Annotated in this window: 19 protein-coding genes and 1 tRNA gene; 15 read left to right on the plus strand and 5 right to left on the minus strand. The window is 62.6% G+C overall.

Going from position 1 to position 20,918, the window contains the following annotated elements; translation table 11 throughout:
* The first annotated feature begins 16 nt into the window (after nt 1–16).
* The 14 genes from BLW08_RS01615 to BLW08_RS01680 all read left to right on the plus strand — a co-directional run bounded on the left by BLW08_RS01615 (nt 17) and on the right by BLW08_RS01680 (nt 14,074).
* Nucleotides 17–667, plus strand: coding sequence for a DedA family protein (locus BLW08_RS01615; protein ID WP_090819916.1), 651 nt, complete (start codon nt 17–19; stop codon nt 665–667).
* Nucleotides 668–860: 193 nt separating this feature from the next.
* Complete coding sequence (locus BLW08_RS01620) at nt 861–1,544, plus strand: DedA family protein (RefSeq protein WP_091323302.1); 684 nt, start codon at nt 861–863, stop codon at nt 1,542–1,544.
* A gap of 28 nt (nt 1,545–1,572) precedes the next feature.
* Nucleotides 1,573–2,715 carry an adenosine deaminase gene (locus BLW08_RS01625; protein ID WP_090819913.1) on the plus strand — a complete coding sequence of 381 codons (1,143 nt, stop codon included), beginning with the start codon at nt 1,573–1,575 and terminating at the stop codon, nt 2,713–2,715.
* A complete protein-coding gene (locus tag BLW08_RS01630; RefSeq protein WP_091322993.1) occupies nt 2,693–3,373 on the plus strand; it encodes a MazG nucleotide pyrophosphohydrolase domain-containing protein in 681 nt (226 codons plus the stop codon). Before BLW08_RS01625 ends, BLW08_RS01630 begins: the two co-directional genes overlap by 23 nt.
* A 116-nt stretch (nt 3,374–3,489) precedes the next feature.
* Nucleotides 3,490–4,770, plus strand: coding sequence for a phosphopyruvate hydratase (eno, locus tag BLW08_RS01635; protein ID WP_090819908.1), 1,281 nt, complete (start codon nt 3,490–3,492; stop codon nt 4,768–4,770).
* A 133-nt stretch (nt 4,771–4,903) separates the two neighbouring features.
* Nucleotides 4,904–5,680, plus strand: coding sequence for an FtsB family cell division protein (locus BLW08_RS01640; protein ID WP_091322994.1), 777 nt, complete (start codon nt 4,904–4,906; stop codon nt 5,678–5,680).
* A gap of 68 nt (nt 5,681–5,748) precedes the next feature.
* The gene (locus BLW08_RS01645; RefSeq protein WP_175538543.1) at nt 5,749–6,432 is read left to right on the plus strand and encodes a DUF501 domain-containing protein; all 684 of its coding nucleotides are present in this window, start codon (nt 5,749–5,751) and stop codon (nt 6,430–6,432) included.
* Nucleotides 6,429–7,385 carry a Ppx/GppA phosphatase family protein gene (locus tag BLW08_RS01650; RefSeq protein WP_091322998.1) on the plus strand — a complete coding sequence of 319 codons (957 nt, stop codon included), beginning with the start codon at nt 6,429–6,431 and terminating at the stop codon, nt 7,383–7,385. Before BLW08_RS01645 ends, BLW08_RS01650 begins: the two co-directional genes overlap by 4 nt.
* The gene (locus BLW08_RS01655; RefSeq protein WP_091322999.1) at nt 7,382–8,773 is read left to right on the plus strand and encodes a S8 family serine peptidase; all 1,392 of its coding nucleotides are present in this window, start codon (nt 7,382–7,384) and stop codon (nt 8,771–8,773) included. The genes BLW08_RS01650 and BLW08_RS01655 overlap by 4 nt, the downstream gene beginning before the upstream one ends.
* 38 nt (nt 8,774–8,811) lie before the next feature.
* Entirely contained in the window at nt 8,812–10,266 is a 1,455-nt protein-coding gene (locus BLW08_RS01660; RefSeq protein ID WP_090819893.1) for an NAD(P)/FAD-dependent oxidoreductase, read from the plus strand.
* Nucleotides 10,267–10,372: 106 nt separating this feature from the next.
* Nucleotides 10,373–11,293 (plus strand): N-acetyltransferase, encoded by a 921-nt coding sequence (locus BLW08_RS01665; protein ID WP_091323001.1) that lies wholly within the window; start codon nt 10,373–10,375, stop codon nt 11,291–11,293.
* Between the two features lie 21 nt (nt 11,294–11,314).
* Nucleotides 11,315–11,388, plus strand: a tRNA-Leu gene (locus BLW08_RS01670).
* 265 nt (nt 11,389–11,653) lie between these two features.
* A complete protein-coding gene (locus tag BLW08_RS01675) occupies nt 11,654–13,012 on the plus strand; it encodes an ABC transporter substrate-binding protein (RefSeq protein WP_090819887.1) in 1,359 nt (452 codons plus the stop codon).
* 123 nt (nt 13,013–13,135) lie between these two features.
* Nucleotides 13,136–14,074 (plus strand): lipid kinase, encoded by a 939-nt coding sequence (locus BLW08_RS01680; RefSeq protein WP_091323003.1) that lies wholly within the window; start codon nt 13,136–13,138, stop codon nt 14,072–14,074.
* 57 nt (nt 14,075–14,131) lie between these two features.
* Here the strand turns inward: BLW08_RS01680 and BLW08_RS01685 are convergent, their stop codons facing one another.
* Genes BLW08_RS01685 through BLW08_RS01700 form a run of 4 tightly spaced genes read right to left on the minus strand, consistent with a single transcriptional unit; the run spans nt 14,132 to nt 18,263 of the window.
* Nucleotides 14,132–14,902 (minus strand): ABC transporter ATP-binding protein, encoded by a 771-nt coding sequence (locus BLW08_RS01685; protein ID WP_090819881.1) that lies wholly within the window; start codon nt 14,900–14,902, stop codon nt 14,132–14,134.
* The gene (locus BLW08_RS01690; protein ID WP_090819878.1) at nt 14,899–15,891 is read right to left on the minus strand and encodes an ABC transporter ATP-binding protein; all 993 of its coding nucleotides are present in this window, start codon (nt 15,889–15,891) and stop codon (nt 14,899–14,901) included. Before BLW08_RS01690 ends, BLW08_RS01685 begins: the two co-directional genes overlap by 4 nt.
* On the minus strand, nt 15,888–16,856 hold the full coding sequence (locus tag BLW08_RS01695; RefSeq protein WP_090819876.1) for a branched-chain amino acid ABC transporter permease: 969 nt from the start codon (nt 16,854–16,856) through the stop codon (nt 15,888–15,890). Before BLW08_RS01695 ends, BLW08_RS01690 begins: the two co-directional genes overlap by 4 nt.
* Before the next feature lie 9 nt (nt 16,857–16,865).
* Nucleotides 16,866–18,263, minus strand: a complete 1,398-nt coding sequence (locus tag BLW08_RS01700; RefSeq protein WP_090819873.1) for a branched-chain amino acid ABC transporter permease — start codon at nt 18,261–18,263, stop codon at nt 16,866–16,868.
* A gap of 354 nt (nt 18,264–18,617) precedes the next feature.
* Between BLW08_RS01700 and BLW08_RS01705 the strand changes: the two genes are divergently transcribed.
* Entirely contained in the window at nt 18,618–19,529 is a 912-nt protein-coding gene (locus BLW08_RS01705; RefSeq protein ID WP_091323006.1) for a Bax inhibitor-1/YccA family protein, read from the plus strand.
* Between the two features lie 127 nt (nt 19,530–19,656).
* On the opposite strand, the gene BLW08_RS01710 is transcribed toward BLW08_RS01705, so the two are convergent.
* On the minus strand, nt 19,657–20,895 hold the full coding sequence (locus BLW08_RS01710) for an acetyl-CoA C-acetyltransferase (protein WP_091323008.1): 1,239 nt from the start codon (nt 20,893–20,895) through the stop codon (nt 19,657–19,659).
* Nucleotides 20,896–20,918: the final 23 nt, after the last annotated feature.

Below are 20,918 nucleotides of genomic sequence, written 5' to 3' on the forward strand. Positions count from 1 at the left end.
CTACCGTAAGGAAACCGTGCAGGGCATCAACGATTTCATCCTCGCCGCGGCGGAGCAGCCGTGGGTGTTGTTCCTTGTGCTGGCCTGTTGTGTGATTGATGGTTTCTTCCCGCCAATTCCCAGCGAATCCGTGGTGGTGGGCCTGAGTGCAGTGTCCGGCAGCAGCGGCTCGCCCAACGTATGGCTGCTTGGCGTGATGGCAGCCTTGGGAGCTTTCGCCGGCGACAACATCGCGTACATCATTGGCCACCGGATCGGCATCCACCGCTGGCGGTGGATGCGCACGCAGCGGATGCAGGGTGCCTTCCGATGGGCAGGCAAGGAACTTCGACGTCGCGCTGCCTCGCTGATCATGGTGGCCAGGTTCATCCCCATTGGCAGGGTGGCCGTCAATCTGACCGCCGGGGCAACACACTTCAACCACCGCCGCTTCGTAGCACTCACTGCCATGTCGGCTATCCTGTGGGCCTCGTATTCAGTGGTGCTGGGGTACTTCTTCGGGGTCTGGTTCGAGCACAACCACTTGCTGGGTGCAGTCATCGCCATAGTTGTGGCGGTGATTCTTGGGGTCATCATCGATCGCATCATCAGTAAAGTCCGGGGATCAGTTCCGCTGGACGGCAAAAACATCCCCGAGGAAGACGCCCAGACTCCACCCACGGTATGACGCTTCCGGCCCCGGAAGATCAGCCCCGCGGTTGACGACGGCACCTTATCAGCACGTATAGCGTTAAACGCGTGATCCCAAGGCTGGGACGTAGCGAACGACGTCCCGGCCATGGGACACTAAGAGCGACTTCCGTCACAGTGTCAAGTCATATTCGCCTAGGAGCTACCGCCGCGTGGAGTTTTTGAACCAAATGCTCGAGCATGCAGCCGGGCAGCCCTGGATATACCCGGTCCTCCTGGTCTTCTTCTTCATTGACGGATTTGCCACCATCCTCCCCAGCGAAACAGCCATTGTGGGTCTCTCGGCGCTGTCACTTCACAGCGGAGAACCCAACTTGTGGATCCTTGGGGCCACAGCGTTGGTGGGGGCGATGGCCGGCGACAATATGGCCTACATGCTTGGCCGCAAGATCGGACTGACCCGCTGGAAGTGGATGCGCAGGCCCAAGGTCCAAAAGATGTTCGCCTGGGCCCAATATGAGCTGGACAAGCGCGGTGCCGTCCTGATTTTCACGGCCCGCTACATTCCGTGGGGCCGCGTTGCGGTGAACTACGTCGCCGGGCAAACGGGGTTCCGCCACCGGACCTTCTTCTGGTTGGACGCTTTTGCCTGCGTCACGTGGGTTGCATACTCCATCGGCATTGGATTGCTGGCGGGGCAATGGGTGCACAACAACCCGCTCCTGGGGGTTGGCATCGCCGTTGCGTTCGCCGTGGTCCTGGGCATCGTGGTGGATCACGCCCTGCGCTGGTGGCATAAATATCTGGAGAAGAAGGACGCCGCCCGTGGTGCCGCCCTGAACCCGGAGGCCCCTTCGAATGAGGCCCCCACGAACGTGATTGCCGGCGTCGACGCTTCCAAGCCTGCTGGCTAAGCTCCTGCAGTCCCCCTACAGTTAGTACGTGACTGAGCCCATACTTGACGCTGCCCCTGCCCTTGACTTCGATCTGAAGAGCCTTCCCAAGGTTTCCCTCCATGACCATTTGGACGGGGGACTCCGCCCCGCCACCATCATTGAGCTGGCTGAGGCCGTCGGCCACACGCTGCCCTCCACCGATCCCGTCGCGCTGGGCGAATGGTTCCGCGAGTCTGCCGACTCCGGCTCCCTGGTTCGCTACCTCGAAACCTTTGACCACACCATTGCCGTCATGCAGACCAAGGAAGGCCTGTTCCGGGTCGCCAAGGAGTTCGTGGAAGACCTTGCCGAGGACGGCGTGGTGTACGGCGAAGTGCGCTGGGCGCCCGAGCAGCACCTGCAGAAGGGCCTGACCCTGGATGAGGTGGTAGAAGCCGTCCAGACTGGCTTGGAAGCAGGCGTCGACGCGGCAGAAGAGCGCGGCCAGCAGATCCAGGTTGGTCAGCTGATCACGGCCATGCGGCACGCTGACCGTGGTCAGGAAATCGCGGAACTCGCTGTTCGTCACCGGGCCAACGGCGCCGTTGGTTTCGACATTGCCGGTGCTGAAGACGGCTTCCTGCCTTCCCGCTTCAAGGACGCCTTCACATACTTGGCCGAGAACAACTTCCCGGCCACCGTCCACGCTGGTGAAGCCGCCGGCCTGGAGAGCATCCAGTCCGCACTCGTGGATGGACGCGCGCTCCGCCTGGGCCACGGCGTGCGGATCGCCGAGGACATCACGGTGGAGTTCGAGGACAACTCGGACGACGACGGCGAGGACACTGTTGGCATGGTGACCATCGGCAGCATTGCCGCCTGGGTACGCGACCGCGGAATCGCCTTGGAGATCTGCCCGTCGTCCAATCTCCAGACCGGTGCCATTTCCGGCTTTGGCGAGGGCATTGAAAGCCACCCGCTGGACATGCTTTTCCAGCTGGGCTTTAACGTCACCATCAACACTGACAACCGCCTCATGAGCGGTGTCACCCTGACGGATGAGTTTGAGCTCCTGGTGGAAACCTTCGATTACGATCTTGATGATCTGCTCGAACTGACCCTTAACGCCGCAGAGGCAGCTTTCCTGCCGCTGGACGAGCGTGAAGCTTTGGTTGAGTACATCAACGATGCCTACGCCAACCTCGGCTAATTCTCCGCTGGACCAGCTGCTGGGGACGATCGCTGAGCTGCGTGAACATTGCCCGTGGATGGGTGCGTTGACGCACGAGTCGCTGGTGGAGTACCTGATTGAGGAAGCCTACGAAGTGGTGGACTCGATCGAGGCCGGCGATGTTGACGACGAGCTCCGCGGCGAGCTGGGCGATGTACTGCTGCAGGTAGTGCTTCACGCCCGGCTCGCCGAGGAGCGCGGCAGCTTTGACTTCGATGCCGTAGCCAAGGGGATCAACGAAAAGATGATCCGGCGCAACCAGCACGTTTTCACGCCTGACGGATCCTTGCGGGAAAGTTTTCCGGCCAGCGTTGAGGAGATCATCGTCACGTGGGACGCGGCAAAGAAGGCGGAAATGCCTGAACGGAAGGACCCTTTCCAGGGCATACCCCCGCACCTTCCGGCGTTGGCAGCGGCACAAAAGTCCATGGACAGGGCGGCCCGCGCCGGCCTGCCCGTTGGAGCGGCAGGCGGGCAATCCGCCGTCGTACTTCCCGTCATTCCCGCAACCGAAGAGGCGCTTGGCGAGCTGCTGCTCGCCGTCGTCGCCGGTGCCCGGGAACAGGGGTTGGACGCCGAGCGGGCCCTTCGCGCTGCAGTTCGATCGTTTCAGAAAGGCCACGCGTCGCCTTCATGACGTGAGCCGTTGGAAGCCGTGCCGTAACCTAAGCCACTCTCGACTACGCTAGTAGCGACGAGGACGTTGAGAATTTCCCTCCACATTCCTGTAATTCGCCCATAAGGAGCACATCCATGGCGCTTATCGATGCCATCCACGCACGCGAGATCCTTGATTCCCGCGGAAACCCGACCGTAGAAGTTGAGGTTCTGCTCTCCGACGGCCAGATCGGCCGCGCAGCAGTACCCTCCGGTGCCTCCACCGGTGAGCACGAGGCCGTTGAGCTTCGCGACGGCGACAAGGGCCGTTACCTCGGCAAGGGTGTCCAGAAGGCCGTTGACGCGGTTATCGACGAGATCTCCCCGGCACTGATTGGCTTCGACGCCACAGACCAGCGCAGCATCGACCAGGCCATGATCGACCTGGACGGAACCCCCAACAAGGGCAAGCTGGGCGCCAACGCCATCCTGGGTGTTTCCCTGGCCGTTGCCAACGCTGCCGCAGCCTCCGCTGACCTGCCGCTGTACAAGTACCTGGGCGGCCCGAACGCCCACGTCCTGCCGGTTCCGCTGATGAACATCCTCAACGGTGGCTCGCACGCCGACTCCGACGTGGACATCCAGGAATTCATGATCGCTCCGATCGGCGCCGAGACCTTCTCCGAAGGCCTGCGTTGGGGCGTTGAGGTTTACCACAACCTCAAGTCCGTTCTTCAGGAGAAGGGCCTCTCCACCGGCCTGGGTGACGAGGGCGGCTTCGCCCCCAACCTGCCCTCCAACCGCGCTGCACTGGACCTGATCCAGGAAGCCATCAAGAACGCCGGCTACACCCCGGGCAAGGACATCGCCCTGGCACTGGACGTTGCATCCTCCGAGTTCTTCAAGGACGGTGCTTACCAGTTCGAAGGCAAGGCACTCTCTGCCACCGAGATGAGCGCGTACTACGCCGAGCTGGTTGCCGACTACCCGCTGGTTTCCATCGAAGACCCGCTGGACGAGAACGACTGGGAAGGCTGGAAGACCCTCACCGACACCATTGGTGACAAGGTCCAGTTGGTGGGCGACGACCTCTTCGTCACCAACCCGGTCCGCCTGCAGCAGGGCATCGACGCCGCCACGGCCAACTCCCTGCTGGTCAAGGTCAACCAGATCGGTTCCCTGACCGAGACGCTGGACGCCGTTTCCCTGGCCCAGCGCTCCGGCTACACCACCATCACCTCGCACCGCTCCGGCGAAACCGAGGACACCACCATTGCTGACATCGCCGTTGCCACCAACGCAGGTCAGATCAAGACCGGTGCCCCGGCACGCTCCGAGCGCGTCGCCAAGTACAACCAGCTGCTGCGCATCGAAGAAGAACTCGATGATGCCGCACGCTACGCCGGCCGCAGCGCGTTCCCGCGTTTCAAGGGCTAGCCTTCAGCAAAAACAGCTGACCGGTGGCTATGGTGGAAAGACCATGGCCACCGGTTCTGTTTAACGCTGGCCTGGTCAGAACAAGCAAGAGCAGCAACCCCGCCAGGCAAGCACCGGGCATTACAGGAGTGTCATGGCCACCCGTCGTCCCAAGGTCCCCAGGGCCGACGCCCTTGGCCGGCCTGCCCACCAAGCTACGCCTCCCAGTGGAACCCGGCCTCCCAACGGAACCCCGCGTCCTGCGCCTAAAGCTCCTGATGCTGCAAATCCGCACGGCGGAAATCCGGACGGGGCAGACGTCATCAAGGGGGAGTTCGGGGCCACGCGCGCTGCCCCCAAAACCTCGACGTCGGCCGCTGGCCGGAACAGCGCTGCTGCCACACATGCTGTGGCGGGCAAGGCAGCTGCCGGGAAGAAGCCGACGACCGGCAGGAGCTCAGCCGGCGGTTCGAACAAGACGGCAGCGAAGTCCCCGGGTACAGCAGGTTCCGCAGCCAAGGATGACCACCACCTTGATCCCGTTCCGGCCAAGGCGTTTTCCGGACGAATGCTGGCGCTGGCCGTGGTGATGATTGCCATCACCATCATGTTGGCCCCCACTGTAAAGATCTTCCTGGAGAAACGAGCCGAGATTTCCGCGCTGGAGGGCGAGATTGCCGGCAAGAAAGCGGAGCAAACTGAGCTCAACAAACAGATCTCCCGGTGGCAGGACCCCAACTACGTGAAACAACAGGCCCGCGACCGCATTAACATGGTTATGCCGGGTGAAACAGGTTACTGGGTGTTTGGGGGAGAAGAAGCCGCCGGCACGCCGGGTGGCCGCACCGGCTCCGGATCTTCTGCAAACCCGGAGAATCTGCCCTGGGTGGATGCTCTCTGGGAGTCCATCAGACGATCGGCAACTGACTAGAAGCGGTGCCCGCCGCCGTCGTGTCCTGAGAGGACGCGGCTATAAGGGCAGGAAGGTTGGCAGCGCAAGTGGAAGAGTACACGGCAGCCGTGCCGCAGGAATCCCGCCAGCCATCAGCACATGATCTCGAGGTCCTTAGCCGCCAGCTCGGCAGGCCGGTCCGGGATGTCGTCGAGATCCCGGCGCGGTGCGTATGCGGCAACCCGCTGGTTGCGGCCACCGCGCCCCGGTTGAGCAACGGAACACCGTTTCCCACCACGTTTTACCTGACCCACCCGGTCATCACCTCCGCGGTGTCGCGGCTGGAAGCGGCAGGGCTCATGAACCAGATGAACGAGCGGTTGACCGCAGACCAGGAATTGGCTGGAGCCTACCGTGGCGCCCACGAGGCCTACCTGCAGGCCCGCAACGACATCGCCGGCCGTTCGGGAACCGGCGCGGTGCCCGAGATTGACGGCATCTCTGCCGGCGGCATGCCCACCCGCGTCAAGTGCCTTCATGTTTTGGTGGGCCATTCGCTCGCCGCGGGTCCGGGGGTGAATCCGCTGGGTGACGAGGCTTTGGAGTCCATCACTGAGTGGTGGACCAAAGACCGTTGCTATTGCGACGGCGCCTGGGATACCGCAGGTGAGGCCCCCTCGAAGGACCTGAGCCGCCACGGCCCGCAGGGCTTGCCGGACATCGTTGGACGTCCCGCGCCGGTAAGGACAGCAAAAACCAGTGCTCCGGGCGAGCAGGAAGGCACTGCATGAGCCGCGTCGCAGCGATCGACTGTGGAACCAACTCCATCCGCCTCCTCATCGCAGACGCCTCAGTCAACGGAGCGCCGGGACCGTTGACCGATGTTGTGCGTGAAATGCGCGTGGTCCGCCTGGGCCAGGGCGTTGATGCCACCGGCGAACTCGCCCCCGAGGCCTTGGAACGCACATTCGCAGCCACAAAGGACTACGCCGGGCTCATCCAGCTCCATGGCGCCACACGAGTCCGGTTCGCTGCGACGTCCGCAACCCGCGATGCCCGCAACCGCCAGGTTTTTGTGGACGGCATTCGTGAACTGTTGGGCGTGGAACCGGAAGTAATTTCGGGTAACGAGGAAGCTGCGCTGTCCTTCGCCGGCGCCAGCAGTGTCCTGCCGGTTACCGGGGCAGACCCGATCCTTGTGGTGGACCTGGGCGGCGGCAGTACCGAATTCGTGCTGGGTGACTCCAATGGCGTCATCGCTGCCCGCTCGGTGGATATTGGCTGCGTGAGGCTGACTGAGCGTCACCTTCGCAGTGATCCGCCCACCGCAGCGGAAATCGCTGCAGCAGAGTCCGACGTCGATGCCGCGCTTGACCTTGCCGGGCAAGAGGTGCCGCTTGACCGCGCCACCGCTGTGGTTGGCGTGGCGGGTTCCATCACCACCATCACGGCGCACGCATTGGGCCTGAGCGAATACTCGCCCAGCCGGATCCACGGGGCTTCACTGGATCTGCAGACCATCAGCGACGCTTGCACCAGCTTGCTGGAAATGACGCGGGACGAACGTGTGGCACTTCCTTTCATGCACCCCGGCCGCGTGGATGTCATCGGCGCCGGCGCCTTGGTATGGCGTCGCATCCTGGACCGGCTGGCAACCGTCAGCGATGGCCGGATCACTGTGGCTGTCTCCAGCGAGCACGACATTCTGGACGGCATCGCACTGAGTATCCGGGACGCCGAATGACGGTGCGATACCGCCGCACCTTCTCCGCCGCATTGGCCACCCTCATGGCCGGCAGCGCGCTGGCGGGTGCATTGTTGACGGCTCCGGCCGCCAGCGCGGACGCCTGGCGGGACAAGGAGTTCTGGCTCAAGGAATCAGGAGTCACCAACGCGTGGCAGGTTTCCAAGGGTGCCGGGGTCAAGGTGGCCATCATCGATAGCGGCATCGACGGCAACCATCCTGACCTGAAGGGTGTGGTGGTGGGTGGCACGGACGTCTCCGGAGCCGGCGCTCCCAACGGGCAGAAGAGCATCGGGGCCAAGACCGAGCACGGAACCCTGGTGGCTACCATGCTGGCCGGCCGTGGCCACACGACCCCTACGGCATCGCCGTCACCATCTGCGTCCGCAACTCCCGCTGCCCCACCCACGGTCCCTCCAGCCGGGGGACCGGAAGGCATCACGGGTGTGGCACCTGAAGCGGAGATCCTGGCCGTGTCAACGTGGCTCGGATCGCCCAACCCCGGCGGTAAATCGGATCAGGAGCAGATTCCGGACGCCGTCCGCTGGGCAGTGGACAACGGTGCCAAGGTCATCAATATTTCCCTGGGAAGTACATCCCCGGACTGGCCACAGAGCTGGGACGCCGCGTTCTTGTACGCCGAGCAGAAGGACGTCGTGATCGTCGCGGCTGCCGGAAACCGCGTGGGCGGCAACATCCAGGTGGGAGCTCCGGCCACCATCCCCGGTGTCCTTACGGTTGCCGGACTGGACGGCGACGGGCGGGCCAGCGTGGACTCCTCCTCCCAGGGCATCAGCATCGGGGTGGCCGCACCTGCAGAGAATCTGGTGGGCGGCATTCCCGGGGGCGGCTACGCCGAGTGGGCTGGTACCTCCGGTGCAGCGCCCATCGTGTCCGGCGTTGCCGCACTGATCCGCTCCAAATGGCCGGAGATGAGTGCCACACAGGTCATCAACAGGATTGTCAGCACGGCCAAGGACGCAGGCGCTCCGGGCAAGGATCCGCTCTACGGTTACGGGATCCTGAATGCCGAGGCGGCGCTGAAGGATGACGTGCCCACGGCCAGCAGCAACCCGTTGGGTTCGATTGCGGACTGGATCCGTGTGCACCGCCGTGGTGATTTCAGTACGCCGTCGCAGGCACCCGCTGCGAGTCCTACCAGCGCGGCACCCACGCTTGCCGATCCGACCGTCCCTGTAGCCAAGACGCCGGCCACTGTGGACGATGCCCTTCCCGCCGCCGTCGTGCTTGGGTTTGGTGCGCTGTTTATCGCTCTTGTCACCGGAGCCGCGATCCAGTTGCGGAGGGTGTCGAAGAACCCGCCGGCGGTGCCCGAGGAAGCCGAAACGGGCGCGATGATGAAGGTGGATCCACCCGTCAAAAAGTAGTTAGTGAAGATTTTCACAAAGTACGGTACTCTGGTCTCATGGCAACCACCCCTGAGCTCATTGACCGTCCCCGGGTTCTCGTCGTCGGCGGCGGCTACGTCGGCCTCTACGTAGCCCTCAAATTGCAGAAGAAGATCGCGAATGCAGGTGGCATCGTCACCGTCGTGGATCCACTGCCTTACATGACTTACCAGCCCTTCCTCCCGGAAGTTGCAGGTGGCAACATCGAGGCACGCCACGCCGTCGTCTCCCACCGTCAGCACCTGAAGCAGACTGAGCTCATCCAGGGCCGCGTCACCAGCATCGACCACGCCAACCGGACTGCGGTCATCGCTCCGTCCGATGGCGGCGAAAACTTCGAAATCCCGTACTTCGACGTCGTCATTGCAGCTGGCGCCATCACCCGTACGTTCCCCATCAAGGGCCTCGCGGACAAGGGCATCGGCCTGAAGACCATCGAGGAAGCTGTTGCACTGCGCAACAAGGTGCTGGAGCGCATTGAAGCCGCTTCCACCATGACGGACCCCGCAGAGCGCGCCAAGGCCCTCACGTTCGTTGTTGTCGGTGGCGGTTTTGCCGGCATTGAGTGCCTCACCGAAATGGAAGACCTCGCCCGCGCCGCCGTGCGTAACAACCCGCGCATCCGCCAGGAAGAAGTCCGCTTCATCCTGGTCGAAGCCATGGGACGCATCATGCCCGAGGTCACCGCCTCGCAGGCTGAATGGGTTGTGGAGCACCTCCGCAGCCGCGGCATCGAAGTTCTGCTGAACACCTCCCTGGATAGCGCCGAGGGCAACCTCAAGCTCATCAACCTCCCGGACAAGACCCCGGCACAGGAAGTTGAAGCTGACACCCTGGTGTGGGCTGCCGGTGTGCAGGCCAACCCGATGATCCGCTCCACGGACTTCCCGCTGGAACCGCGTGGCCGCGTTCGCGTCCTCCCGGACCTGCGCATCGCAGGCGACGAAGGCATCGTGGAGAACGCCTGGGCAGCCGGCGACATCGCCGCCGTCCCGGACCTCACGGGCAAGGGCCTGCCGGACGGCACTTGCGTCCCCAACGCCCAGCACGCACTCCGCCAGGCCAAGAAGCTCGCCAAGAACCTCTGGGCTTCCCGCTGGGACAAGCCGCTGCACGACTACAAGCACAAGAACCTTGGTGCTGTTGCCGGCTTCGGCGAGTGGAAGGGTGTTGCCAACATCAACCTGCTGGGCCGCATCGGCCTCAAGGGCGGCCTCGCCTGGCTGGCCCACCGTGGGTACCACGGCATGGCCATGCCCACCGTTGAGCGCAAGTTCCGCGTGATCTTCGGCTGGATCCTTGCATTCTTCGCAGGCCGCGACACCACGCAGCTGATCGACCTGGACAACCCCCGCGGTGCCTTCGTGGCCGCAGCGACGCCGGCTCCCAAGCCTGCAGCTGCACCGGCACCCGTAGAAGCCAAGCCTGTTGCCGAGGAAGCCAAGACCCCGGTAACTGCTGACGCCAAGTAGTACACGCCCGACGGCGGCCGCCCCCTTCAGGGGAGTGGCCGCCGTCGGCGTTTAACCACTGGACTTTCCTGGCCTGCAGTGTTTGCGGTGCCCCTAGACTGTTCCCATGTCCGGTGAAACCGATCTGAAGACGCTTCTGGAATCCCTGCACCCTGTGGCCCGCGACGGTGAGTATGTGTACGCTCTCTGGCCGCACGGCCGGCCGCTGGAAGGCGGCATCGAAGCGGCCGTTCGGGAGGCTGAAGGCCTGACGGTTGTCCTTCACCGCGATGAAGCAGATTCGTTGGGCCTCAGCTACGATTTCGTGGCCACCTGGATCACGCTGCAGGTTCACTCGGCCCTCGAAGCCGTAGGACTGACCGCGGCGGTGAGTGCAGCGCTGACACACTCGGGAATCAGCTGCAACGTCCTGGCCGGGTTCCACCACGACCACCTGCTGGTGCCCACAGCTGATGCCGGCCGGGCCATGGACGTGCTGCGATTGCTGGCCCGTGGGGTGGTCCTGAGATCCGAGCTGCCCGAGGACCGGGAAGAGATCCTGGAGTTGACTGCCCGGGCCTTCTCCGTTTCACCTGTGACCGGCGAGCCTGTGGTGGGCACTCCCGTTGAAGTGGGGCTGCTGCGGGAGCTTTTTGAGTGCGGCGAGTACATTCCGGAGCTCAGCATCGTGGCGGAGATGGGCGGAGAAATTGTGGGTCATGCCATCAGTACCCGGGGGTGGGTGGGAGCATTGGAGCTTGTTGCCCTCGGTCCGATCGGCGTGCTTCCGCCGTTCCAGCGCCGCGGAGTGGGTTCCGCGTTGATGCGCGAGACGGCTGCCCGCGCCACTGCCCTCGGAGAGCCCGGGATCGCCTTGCTCGGCAGCCCTCTTTACTACCCGCGCTTCGGGTACGTTCCGGCCACCTCCTTGGGCATTGAACCGCCGGAAACGGTGTGGGGTGATCACTTCCAATTGCTGACGCTCCCCGGATGGCCCGACGGCGTCAGCGGCACCTTCCGCTATGCCGAGCCGTTCAACCAGCTGTAGCTGGGATACCATGGTCCGGGCGCCCCAGTAGCCCAATTGGCAGAGGCAGCGGACTTAAAATCCGCGTGTTGTGGGTTCGAGTCCCACCTGGGGCACTGTTCTTTGGCGGAGGGCACTGTTCTTTGGGGGAGTGCCCTGTTCTGTAGGCGAGAGCGAATTCTCCCTTGCGTTGGAGCCTCCCCCTACTTCAGTGAGATTTCCCAGCATGCTCGTAGATTCCCCACAGGCAACGAGTGTTATAGGGATGTGACCTGAATCACTTATGTTCGTGGATCAATTGCACTAGTTTGAGTCTTAATCAGGAACACCTGAGTAATCGCATCAAAGGCAGTTCGCACCTTTCGATCGAGGAGACAACGAATGTTTGATCTTTCCCCAGCGGCGCCCCGAGCCGCCAAGCTAACAGCGCTTGGCATTGGGGTCGCTCTCTTGGCCACAGCTTGTGGTGGGTCTTCGACTCCAACCCAGACTGGGTCTTCATCCGCCGCCGCCGCAGCAGGCATCTCCTGCCCGGCACCCAGCAGCGGGGCGGGAGCCGGCAACAGCCAGGCTGCCACCAACACGGGACCTGTACCTCCCTCGACCACCACCACGTCAACGCCGCTTAAACTAGGATCGCTCCTGCCGACAACGGGGTCGCTGGCGTTCCTCGGTCCGCCCGAAATTGCCGGTGTGAACCTCGGTATCAAGGAAGTTAACGACGCCGGCGGCGTCCTGGGTGCTCCCGTCTCCGTGATTCACCGCGATTCCGGTGACACCAAGACTGACATCGCAACCCAATCCACCACCGCCCTGCTGGGACAGGGCGTGAGCGCCGTGATCGGTGCCGCATCCTCCGGTGTTTCCAAGACGGTCATCAACCAGATCACCGGCGCTGGAGTCATCCAATTCTCGCCTGCGAACACCTCCCCGGACTTCACTACGTGGGATGACAAGGGCCTGTACTGGCGCACTGCACCGTCCGACGTGCTGCAGGGCAAGGTCCTGGGCAACTACATGGCTACCTGTGGCGCCCAGACCGTCGGCATGATCGTTCTGAACGACGCCTACGGTACCGGCCTCCAGAAGAACGTCAAGGAAGCCTTTGAGGCAGCCGGCGGCAAGGTTGTTGCTGAAGAACTCTTCAACGAGGGCGATTCGCAGTTCAGCAGCCAGGTGGACAAGGTCCTCGCAGCCAAGCCGGACGCCATCGCCCTGATCACGTTCGACCAAGCCAAGAGCATCGTCCCCCTGATCACCGGCAAGGGCATCAAGCCCACCCAGCTGTTCATGGTTGATGGCAACACCTCGGACTACAGCAAGGACTTCCAGGCAGGCACCCTGAAGGGCGCACAGGGAACCATTCCCGGTACGTTCGCCAAGGACGCCTTCAAGCAGAAGCTCCTCGCTATCGATCCCGCACTGAAGGATTACAGCTACGCAGGCGAGTCCTACGACGCCGTGAACCTGATCGCGCTGGCTTCTGAGGCAGCCAAGAGCACCAAGGGCACGGATATCGCAGCCAAGCTGAAGGAAGTCTCTGAGGGCGGCGAGAAGTGCACCAGCTTCGCAGCCTGTGTCACGTTGCTCCGCGAGGGCAAGGACATCGACTACGACGGCCAGTCCGGTCCTGTAACGTTCTCCGATGCCGGTGACCCCACCGAGGCATACATCGGCATCTACGAGTACCAGGATGACAACACCTACAAGCCGGTCCGCGAAGAGTTCGGCAAGCTCTAAGCCAAGCTCACGCTGAACCGCAGTTAGCAACGGGTCCCCTTCCTGTAAGGAAGGGGACCCGTTCTGCGTCCAAAGCCATGACGTCCAAAGCCATTACACAGGCGGTACACCTACCATGTCCTCATGAAGCTAACCCGGGAAGCCCGCTCCATCGCGGTGGTCATCAACACCGGTTCACGCAAAGGTGCCGCAGCTCGAAAGCTGGTGACCCAGAGCCTGGAAAGGGCGGAGCTCCCGGTCTCCGCCGTATATATGGTGGACGGAGGCGGGGACCTCGGCCGCACCCTGGAGCAGGCGGTTACCGGCGGGCACGATCTTGTGCTGGTGGGGGGAGGCGACGGAACGGTTGCCTCCGCAGCCGGGCTCGTGGCCGGTACCGACGTCGTACTTGGTGTCCTTCCTCTGGGCACCGCCAATGACCTTGCCAGGACCCTGGAGATCCCACGGGAACTGAGCCGCGCTTGCGCTGCCTTCGCGGAGGGAAAAGTGGTGGACATCGACCTCGGACGGGCCAACGGCCAGCCGTTCCTGAATGTGGCTTCTGCCGGCCTCTCCGTGGCGGTCACGGAGGCGCTCACCCCCCGCCTCAAGCGTCTCATTGGCCCCCTGGCATACGGTGTGGCAACCCTGCGCTCCTACGCCAAGCACAGGCCCTTCCACGCCCGGCTTGAGTTCCCGGAGGGGGACCATGAGCCCGTGGAGCTGGAGGACCTGCTTCAAGTGGCAGTAGGGAACGGACGATACTACGGCGGCGGCAACGCGGTCTCTCCCACGGCGGGGATTGACGATCACACCCTGGACATCTATGCGATCCTGGCTGCGCCGCTGCGGGAGCAGGCCAAGATCGCCCGTTCGCTCAAGAATGGCAAATTTGTGGAAAACGAGCGGGTGTACCACCTCACCAGCCGGAGCGTCAGGCTGGTCACCAATCCGCCGCTGCCGGTAAACCTCGACGGCGAGATCGCAACCAGCACGCCCACGAACTTCACTGTTGAGCGGAATGCGGTGCATGTGGTGGTGCCGAAGAACAGCAACAGCGCGACATTCGAGGGACGCAGCTGAAAACAGCGAAGGCCTGGTTCTGGCGACACCGGAACCAGGCCTTCGTGACTGACGTCGTTAGACTTCGTCGGCCAGGGTGCCCAGGTAGAGCTGGATGACCTTGGGGTCCTTCATGAGCTCCCGGCCTGTACCGGTGTACGCATCCTTGCCCTGGTCCAGGACATATCCGCGGTCGCAGATCTGCAGGCAGCGGCGGGCATTCTGTTCCACCATGATCACCGAGACGCCGGCGCGGTTGATCTCGTGCACCCGCAGGAACGTCTCGTCTTGTTTGACGGGGGAGAGACCTGCCGATGGCTCATCGAGCAGCAGCACAGCCGGGTCCATCATGAGTGCCCTGCCCATGGCCACCATCTGGCGTTCACCACCGGAGAGGGAGCCTGCACGCTGGGCACGCCGCTTACCCAACTCCGGGAAGAGGCTGGTTACAAAGTCGAAGCGTTCGGAGAAGTCCTTGGGCCGCTGGAACATCCCCATTTGCAGGTTCTCTTCAATGGTCAGCGTGGCAAAGACGTTGTTGGTCTGCGGCACGAAGCCCACGCCCTGAGTAACCAGCTTGTTGGCCTTCAACCCTGTGAGGTCCTGGCCGCGTACCACGACTGTGCCGGAGTGGACCTTCACCAAGCCGAACATGGCTTTCAGGAGCGTGGACTTGCCCGCACCGTTAGGCCCGATGATGCCGATCAGTTCGCCCTTGCGGGCCTCGATGCTGCAGCCGTTGAGGATGTTGACGCCGGGAATGTAGCCCGCCACCAGATCGGTGACTTTGACCACCGAGTCGGACGCGGGGGCATCTGCCGAGGCGGGCATTGCGCTGGTGTTGCTCATTGTCCGTCCTCCTTCTTGGTTTCTACGATTTCGGACAGGATGCCCGCATCTTCGGTTCCCACCACCGACTCTTCGTCGGCTTCGAGTTCTGCCTCGAGCACCTTGATGCCTTCAGCGTCACCGAGGTCCACATCGTGGTGGGCGCCGAGGTAGGCGTCGATGACCGCGGGGTTCTTCATGACTTCGCCCGGAGGTCCTTCGGCAACAACCTTGCCTTCGGCCATGACCACAACCCAGTCAGCGATGTGGCGGACCATGTTCATGTCGTGCTCCACGAACAGCACGGTCATGCCCTCTGCCTTGAGGTTCTTGATGTGGTCCAACAATGACTGCGTCAGCGCCGGGTTCACACCAGCCATGGGCTCGTCGAGCATCACCAGCTTGGGCTTGACCATCAAGGACCGTGCCATTTCAAGGAGCTTCCGCTGACCGCCTGAAAGGGACGCTGCATAGTCGTCCTTCTTGGCATCCAGCTTGAACTTCTCCAACAGCACGTTTGCCTGAGCGGTGATCTCCTTTTCGCGGCCGCCCCACATGCCCTTGAACAGGGCTTTGGAAAGACGTTCGCCGGGCTGGTCTGCTGCTCCCAGGCGCATGTTCTCCATGACCGTCAACTTGCCCATGACCTTTGTCAGCTGGAACGTGCGGACCATGCCCATGCGGGCAACCTTGTAAGAGGAGACGCCGGCCAGGCTGCTGCCTTCAAACTGCCATTTGCCCGTGTTGGGAGTGTCAAAGCCGGTGAGGAGGTTGAACAGGGTGGTTTTGCCGGCTCCGTTGGGACCAATCAATGCGGTGATCTTATGGCGCGGGATCTCGAGGTATTCCACGTCCACGGCGTTGATGCCGCCAAAGGAACGGGTCACGTCCTCTGCCACCACAATGGGATCGCGCTTCTTGCAACCAGGGGTATTTTCCCCGACCGCGATGGGCCGCGAGTCGGTCATGTAGTCGATATTCTCGGTGTTGTTTTGGTTGGTCTCACTCATGCGAAAGCAAGCTCCTTCTTATTGCCGAAGACGCCTTGCGGGCGGAAGATCATCAGGAGCATCAAGGCAACACCCACCAGGATGTAGCGCAACTGGCCCGCCTGGACAGTTGTCAGCCAAGTGACGGCCCCTGATTCAATGAGGCCGTAGAGCAGGCTCTGGGTCAGCGAAAGGACAACCCAGAAGATCATGGCTCCGATGACCGGCCCAAGGACTGTGGCCATACCGCCGAGCAGGAGGCAGGTCCACAGGAAGAATGTCAGTTCCGTGCCGTAGTTGGACGGCTGGACAGCGCCGCGGGGAAGGGTGAAAATCATGCCCGCCAAGGCGCCCAGGACACCGCCGATGACCAGGGCCTGCATCTTGTAGGCGTAGACGTTTTTACCGAGCGAGCGGACGGCGTTCTCGTCTTCGCGGATGCCCTTCAGGACGCGACCCCACGGGCTGCGCATGAGGAGCCACACCAAGACACAGCACACGATCACGAGTCCCCAGCCGACTACGCGGATGAAGAAGTCGCGGTTGTTCATGCCCATGTAGGAGCCCTCGGGGAAGGGGTTCATGGCGTAGAACGTGTTCTCAAACGCTGCCAAACCGTTTGCCGAACCTGTGACGCTGGTGAGCTGGTTGGTAGTGACCACGTAGCGGACAATTTCTGCCGCTGCGATGGTGACAATGGCCAGATAGTCGGCGCGGAGCCGAAGCGTGGGGATACCGAGGATGAAGGCGAAGATCACCGAGCACAGAATGGAGATGATCAGTGCCAGGAAGAACGGGGCGTCGAACGTCAGGGTGGAGATGGCAAAGCCATAGGCTCCCACTGCCATGAAACCGGCCTGGCCGAAGTTCAACAGGCCCGAGTAGCCGAAGTGAACGGCAAGGCCCAAAGCGGCAAGTGCGTAGGCCGCCGTCGTTGGACTGAATAGTTCGCCAAGGGCGCTGGAGAGAATAAATCCGAAATCCATGGCCCGCTCCTAACCCACACGCTCACGCCGGCCGAGGATACCCTGCGGTCGGAACAGAAGAACAACGATCATGATGAAAAGGGCCCCAACGTACTTGAGGTCGGCAGGAAGGCCGAACACGGTAGTCAGTTCCACGAAGATGCCGACGACAATAGAGCCGATCAGTGCGCCGAAGACTGTTCCCAAGCCACCGAGAGTCACGCCGGCGAAGATGAGAAGCAGGATTTGCGATCCCATGTCGAACGTGACGCCTGGGCGGTAGTAAGCCCACAGAATGCCGCCCAGGGAGGCGAGCACGCCACCCACAATCCACACGATGCGGATCACGGAGTCCACGTCGATGCCGGAGGCTGCTGCCAGGGCGGGGTTGTCCGCTACGGCACGCGTCGCCTTTCCGAGTCGGGTCTTCAAAAGGACGATGCCGATCAAGGCGATGACCACGGCACTGATGACCAGCGACCAGAGGTTGTTGGGCGAGATGGAAACAGGCCCAATCTGGATCTCGGCGCTCTGGGCACCCGGCAGCTGCTGGGTTGCACCGCCAAAGAAGAACTGGATGACGTAGCGGATGGCCAAGGCAAGGCCGATGCTGACGATCATCATGGGGACCAGTCCGGATCCCCGTTTCCTCAGTGGCCGCCAGAGCCCGGCGTCCTGGACATAGCCGAACAGCCCGCCGCCTACCAGCGCCAGCAGGATGGCCAGCCAGAAAGGCAGTCCAAAGCCGTTGAACATAAAGACGAGCACCGCGCCGAGTGTCACCATCTCGCCGTGGGCGAAGTTGGTGAGGCCCGTTGTTCCGAAGATCAGGGAGAGGCCCACGGAGGCGAGTGCAAGGAGCAGGCCGAAGCTCAGGCCCGCAACCAAGCGGTTCAGGAGATTTTGGCCGAAGTCTTGTTGCTGGACAACGATGCCTTTGCCGAAGGCGAAAATCACCGACAGGTTGGATGTTTGGCTGAAGGTGACATCGCGGGGATTGTCCTGGCCATCGGCAAGTTTGATGCCCTCCGGCAAGGTGGAGGTATCCAGCTCAATGGTGTAGGTGCCCTGGACGGGAACGCCGATGGACCACGCTCCATTGGCTCCGGAGGTGGCGTCACCTTCGAACCCATTGCCTGTGGCTTTGATCTTGACGCCGGGTATGGGGGCCCTGGCGTCATCGCGGAGGAAACCGCTGATGTTGTTCTGGAATGTCGTCGGTGACGGCGAAGGCGAGGGGGTGGTTGCCTGTGCCGAGGGGGCGGCGATCAACAGAGTGGCGATGAGGGCGGCGAAAAATGCCCCCACGACTCTCTGTAGTCCCTTGGACCGTCTGTTGGACGGGTCGCGCAGTGTGCTTCTCAAAATGGAAACCTCCACAGTGGGGGTGGTCCCGGCTGCGCCATTGCAGCCGGTGCGAACGGTCATGGGGCTTGTGAACGGTTCTTGCCTAGCTGCCTCGATTGTGATCTAAGTCACCCATGTGTGGCCTATGTTACCGCTCGGTGGGCGGAAAGAATGCCCAGTTCGGGGGTGCGAAGATCGCGATCGGATAACAACTGTGAAGCTATAGGCAACAAGCAATGTAGCTGTGCTTAAGTAAACCTTTGTTGTTTAAGGGTGTTACTAAACGTTCCACCGGGCGGCCCATCCAGCCACTGTGCCCTTTTCGTGTCACGGTTGCGTTTCGTCTGGGTGAACAAGGGAACTTTCCCTGCCGCACGCGCGTGGTAATTGGTACCGTGAATTATCACTTAGCCCTTTTTCAGGAGGACAACCGCAATGGCACTTGGCGGAAACCCAGTCTTCAACGGAAAGAATTTCCGTGGAGCAAAGCAGGCCCCGCCTGTACCGCAAAATCCGTACGGCCAGCAATTTAGCCAGGCACCTGGCCGGCCACCCGGACAGGTCATGGACGGCCAGGCAGCATGGTCGGCCCAGCAGCAGAACATGACGAATGAACAGCTGCAGCAGATGTACAACCAGCCTTCGGCTGGGCCGGCCGATACCGGACGCATGACCTATGACGACGTCATCATGAAGACCGTCGCCTGCCTCGTGGTCCTGGTTCTCGGCGCAGGCGTCACGCTGTTCGTGGCTCCCGCACTCTCCACCATGCTCATGATCGTTGGTGCGCTGGGCGGATTCGTTCTTGCCCTCGTCAACACGTTCAAGAAGCAGCCGTCACCGGCCTTGATCCTGGCCTACGCCGGACTCGAGGGCCTGTTCCTCGGTGGCCTTACCCGCATCCTGGATGGCATGTATCCGGGCGTTGGCCTGCAGGCCGTCATCGGGACCCTGGCAGTCTTCGGCGTGACGCTGGTGCTGTTCAAGAGCGGTAAGGTCCGCGCCACACCCAAGATGGTGCGCTTCTTCATGATCGCCACCATCGGTTACGCAGTCTTCGCCCTGATCAACATGGTGATGATGTGGACCGGCGCAGTGCAGGAGCCCTTCGGCCTCCGCTCGAGCATCACCATTGCAGGCATTCCGCTGGGTGTCTTCATCGGCATCCTCGCGATTGGCCTGGCAGCGTTCTCGCTCATCATGGACTTCACCAGCATTGAGGAAGGCGTCCGCGCCGGCGCCCCGGAACGTTACTCCTGGGTTGCTGCCTTCGGACTGACGGTCACCCTGGTGTGGCTCTACGTCGAAATCATCCGCTTGCTCGCAATTTTGCGGGGCGACGACTAACTCCATCGGAGTCCGTCAACGCGAAATGCCCCCGAAGATACTTCGGGGGCATTTTTGTGTCCTTGGGGAACTTTTCGCTGCGAGGCCCAAACAGGCGCAAGGATTCACACCGGCTCCCGCGCCCGAGCTAGCACAGGCGTTCAAAGACAACCGCCATTCCCTGCCCGCCACCCACGCACAGCGTCGCCAGGCCCAGCGTCCCGTCGCGTTCCTTGAGCCCATTCAAAAGGGTGCTGGTCATTCGGGCGCCAGTCATTCCGAACGGGTGTCCCAGGGCAATCGCTCCGCCGTGGACATTGAGCTTTGCCGGGTCGATGCCCAGCTCGCGGGCGCTGGCAATAACCTGCACGGCGAAGGCTTCGTTGAGCTCCACGAGGTCGATGTCGTCCATGGTGAGCCCGGCCAACGCCAGAGCCCGCCGCGACGACTCCACCGGTCCCATGCCCATGAGCTCGGGAGAGAGGGCGCTCACGCCGGTTGAGACCACCCGTGCCAATGGTTCAAGGCCAAGTTCGCGGGCGCGGGAGTCGCTCATGACCACCATCGCGGCCGCGCCGTCATTGAGTGGGCATGCATTGCCCGCCGTCACGGTGCCTTCCGTGCGGAACACGGGCTGCAGGGCCGATACCGCTTCGAGGGTGACCCCTGCCCGGGGGGAGTCGTCCTGGTCCACCACTGTGCCGTCCTTGCGCGTGTACGGCGTGATGTCGCGGGCGTAAAAGCCGGAGGCTATGGCGGCTTCGGCGCGGTTCTGGCTCAGTACTCCCCATTCGTCCTGCTCGGCCCGGCTGATCCCATAGGTGGTGGCCACGTTCTCGGCTGTCTGGCCCATGGCGATGTAGATATCCGGGAGCCTTCCGCCCAGCCGGGGATCGGTCCAGGGAATGTTCGACGCCGCGCGGGCCGCCGTCCGCTGTGCAGCTGCCCTGAACAGGGAGTTGTGGTTGGCGGTATCGGTCTCACCGGCACCGGCCCAGTTCTGGTACCGGGACACGCTCTCCACTCCGGCGGAGACGATCGCGTGGGCTTCGCCGGCTTTAATGGCGTGGAATGCCATCCGCAGGGTTTGGAGGCTTGAGGCGCAGAAACGGTTGACGGTGGCAGCCGGTACCCGATCCAGTCCGGCAAGGACAGCCACCACCCGGGCCATGTTGGAGCCTGCCTCACCGCTGGGTTCTGCGCAGCCAAGGAGGATGTCATCCAGTCCGCCAGCGTCATCCGCAGCGGGATCAAACCCGGGGATCTTGTCGAGGGCCGCCTGCACCATGGCGGTGGCCAGATCGTCCGGGCGTTCGTCCTTGAGGGAGCCTTTGAAAGCCCTGCCAATAGGACTTCGGGCTGTGGAAACTACGACGGCCTCAGTCATGGCCCCAGCTTACGCCCGGCGTC

The sequence above is a fragment of the Arthrobacter sp. cf158 genome (assembly GCF_900106835.1).
Taxonomy (GTDB): domain Bacteria; phylum Actinomycetota; class Actinomycetes; order Actinomycetales; family Micrococcaceae; genus Arthrobacter.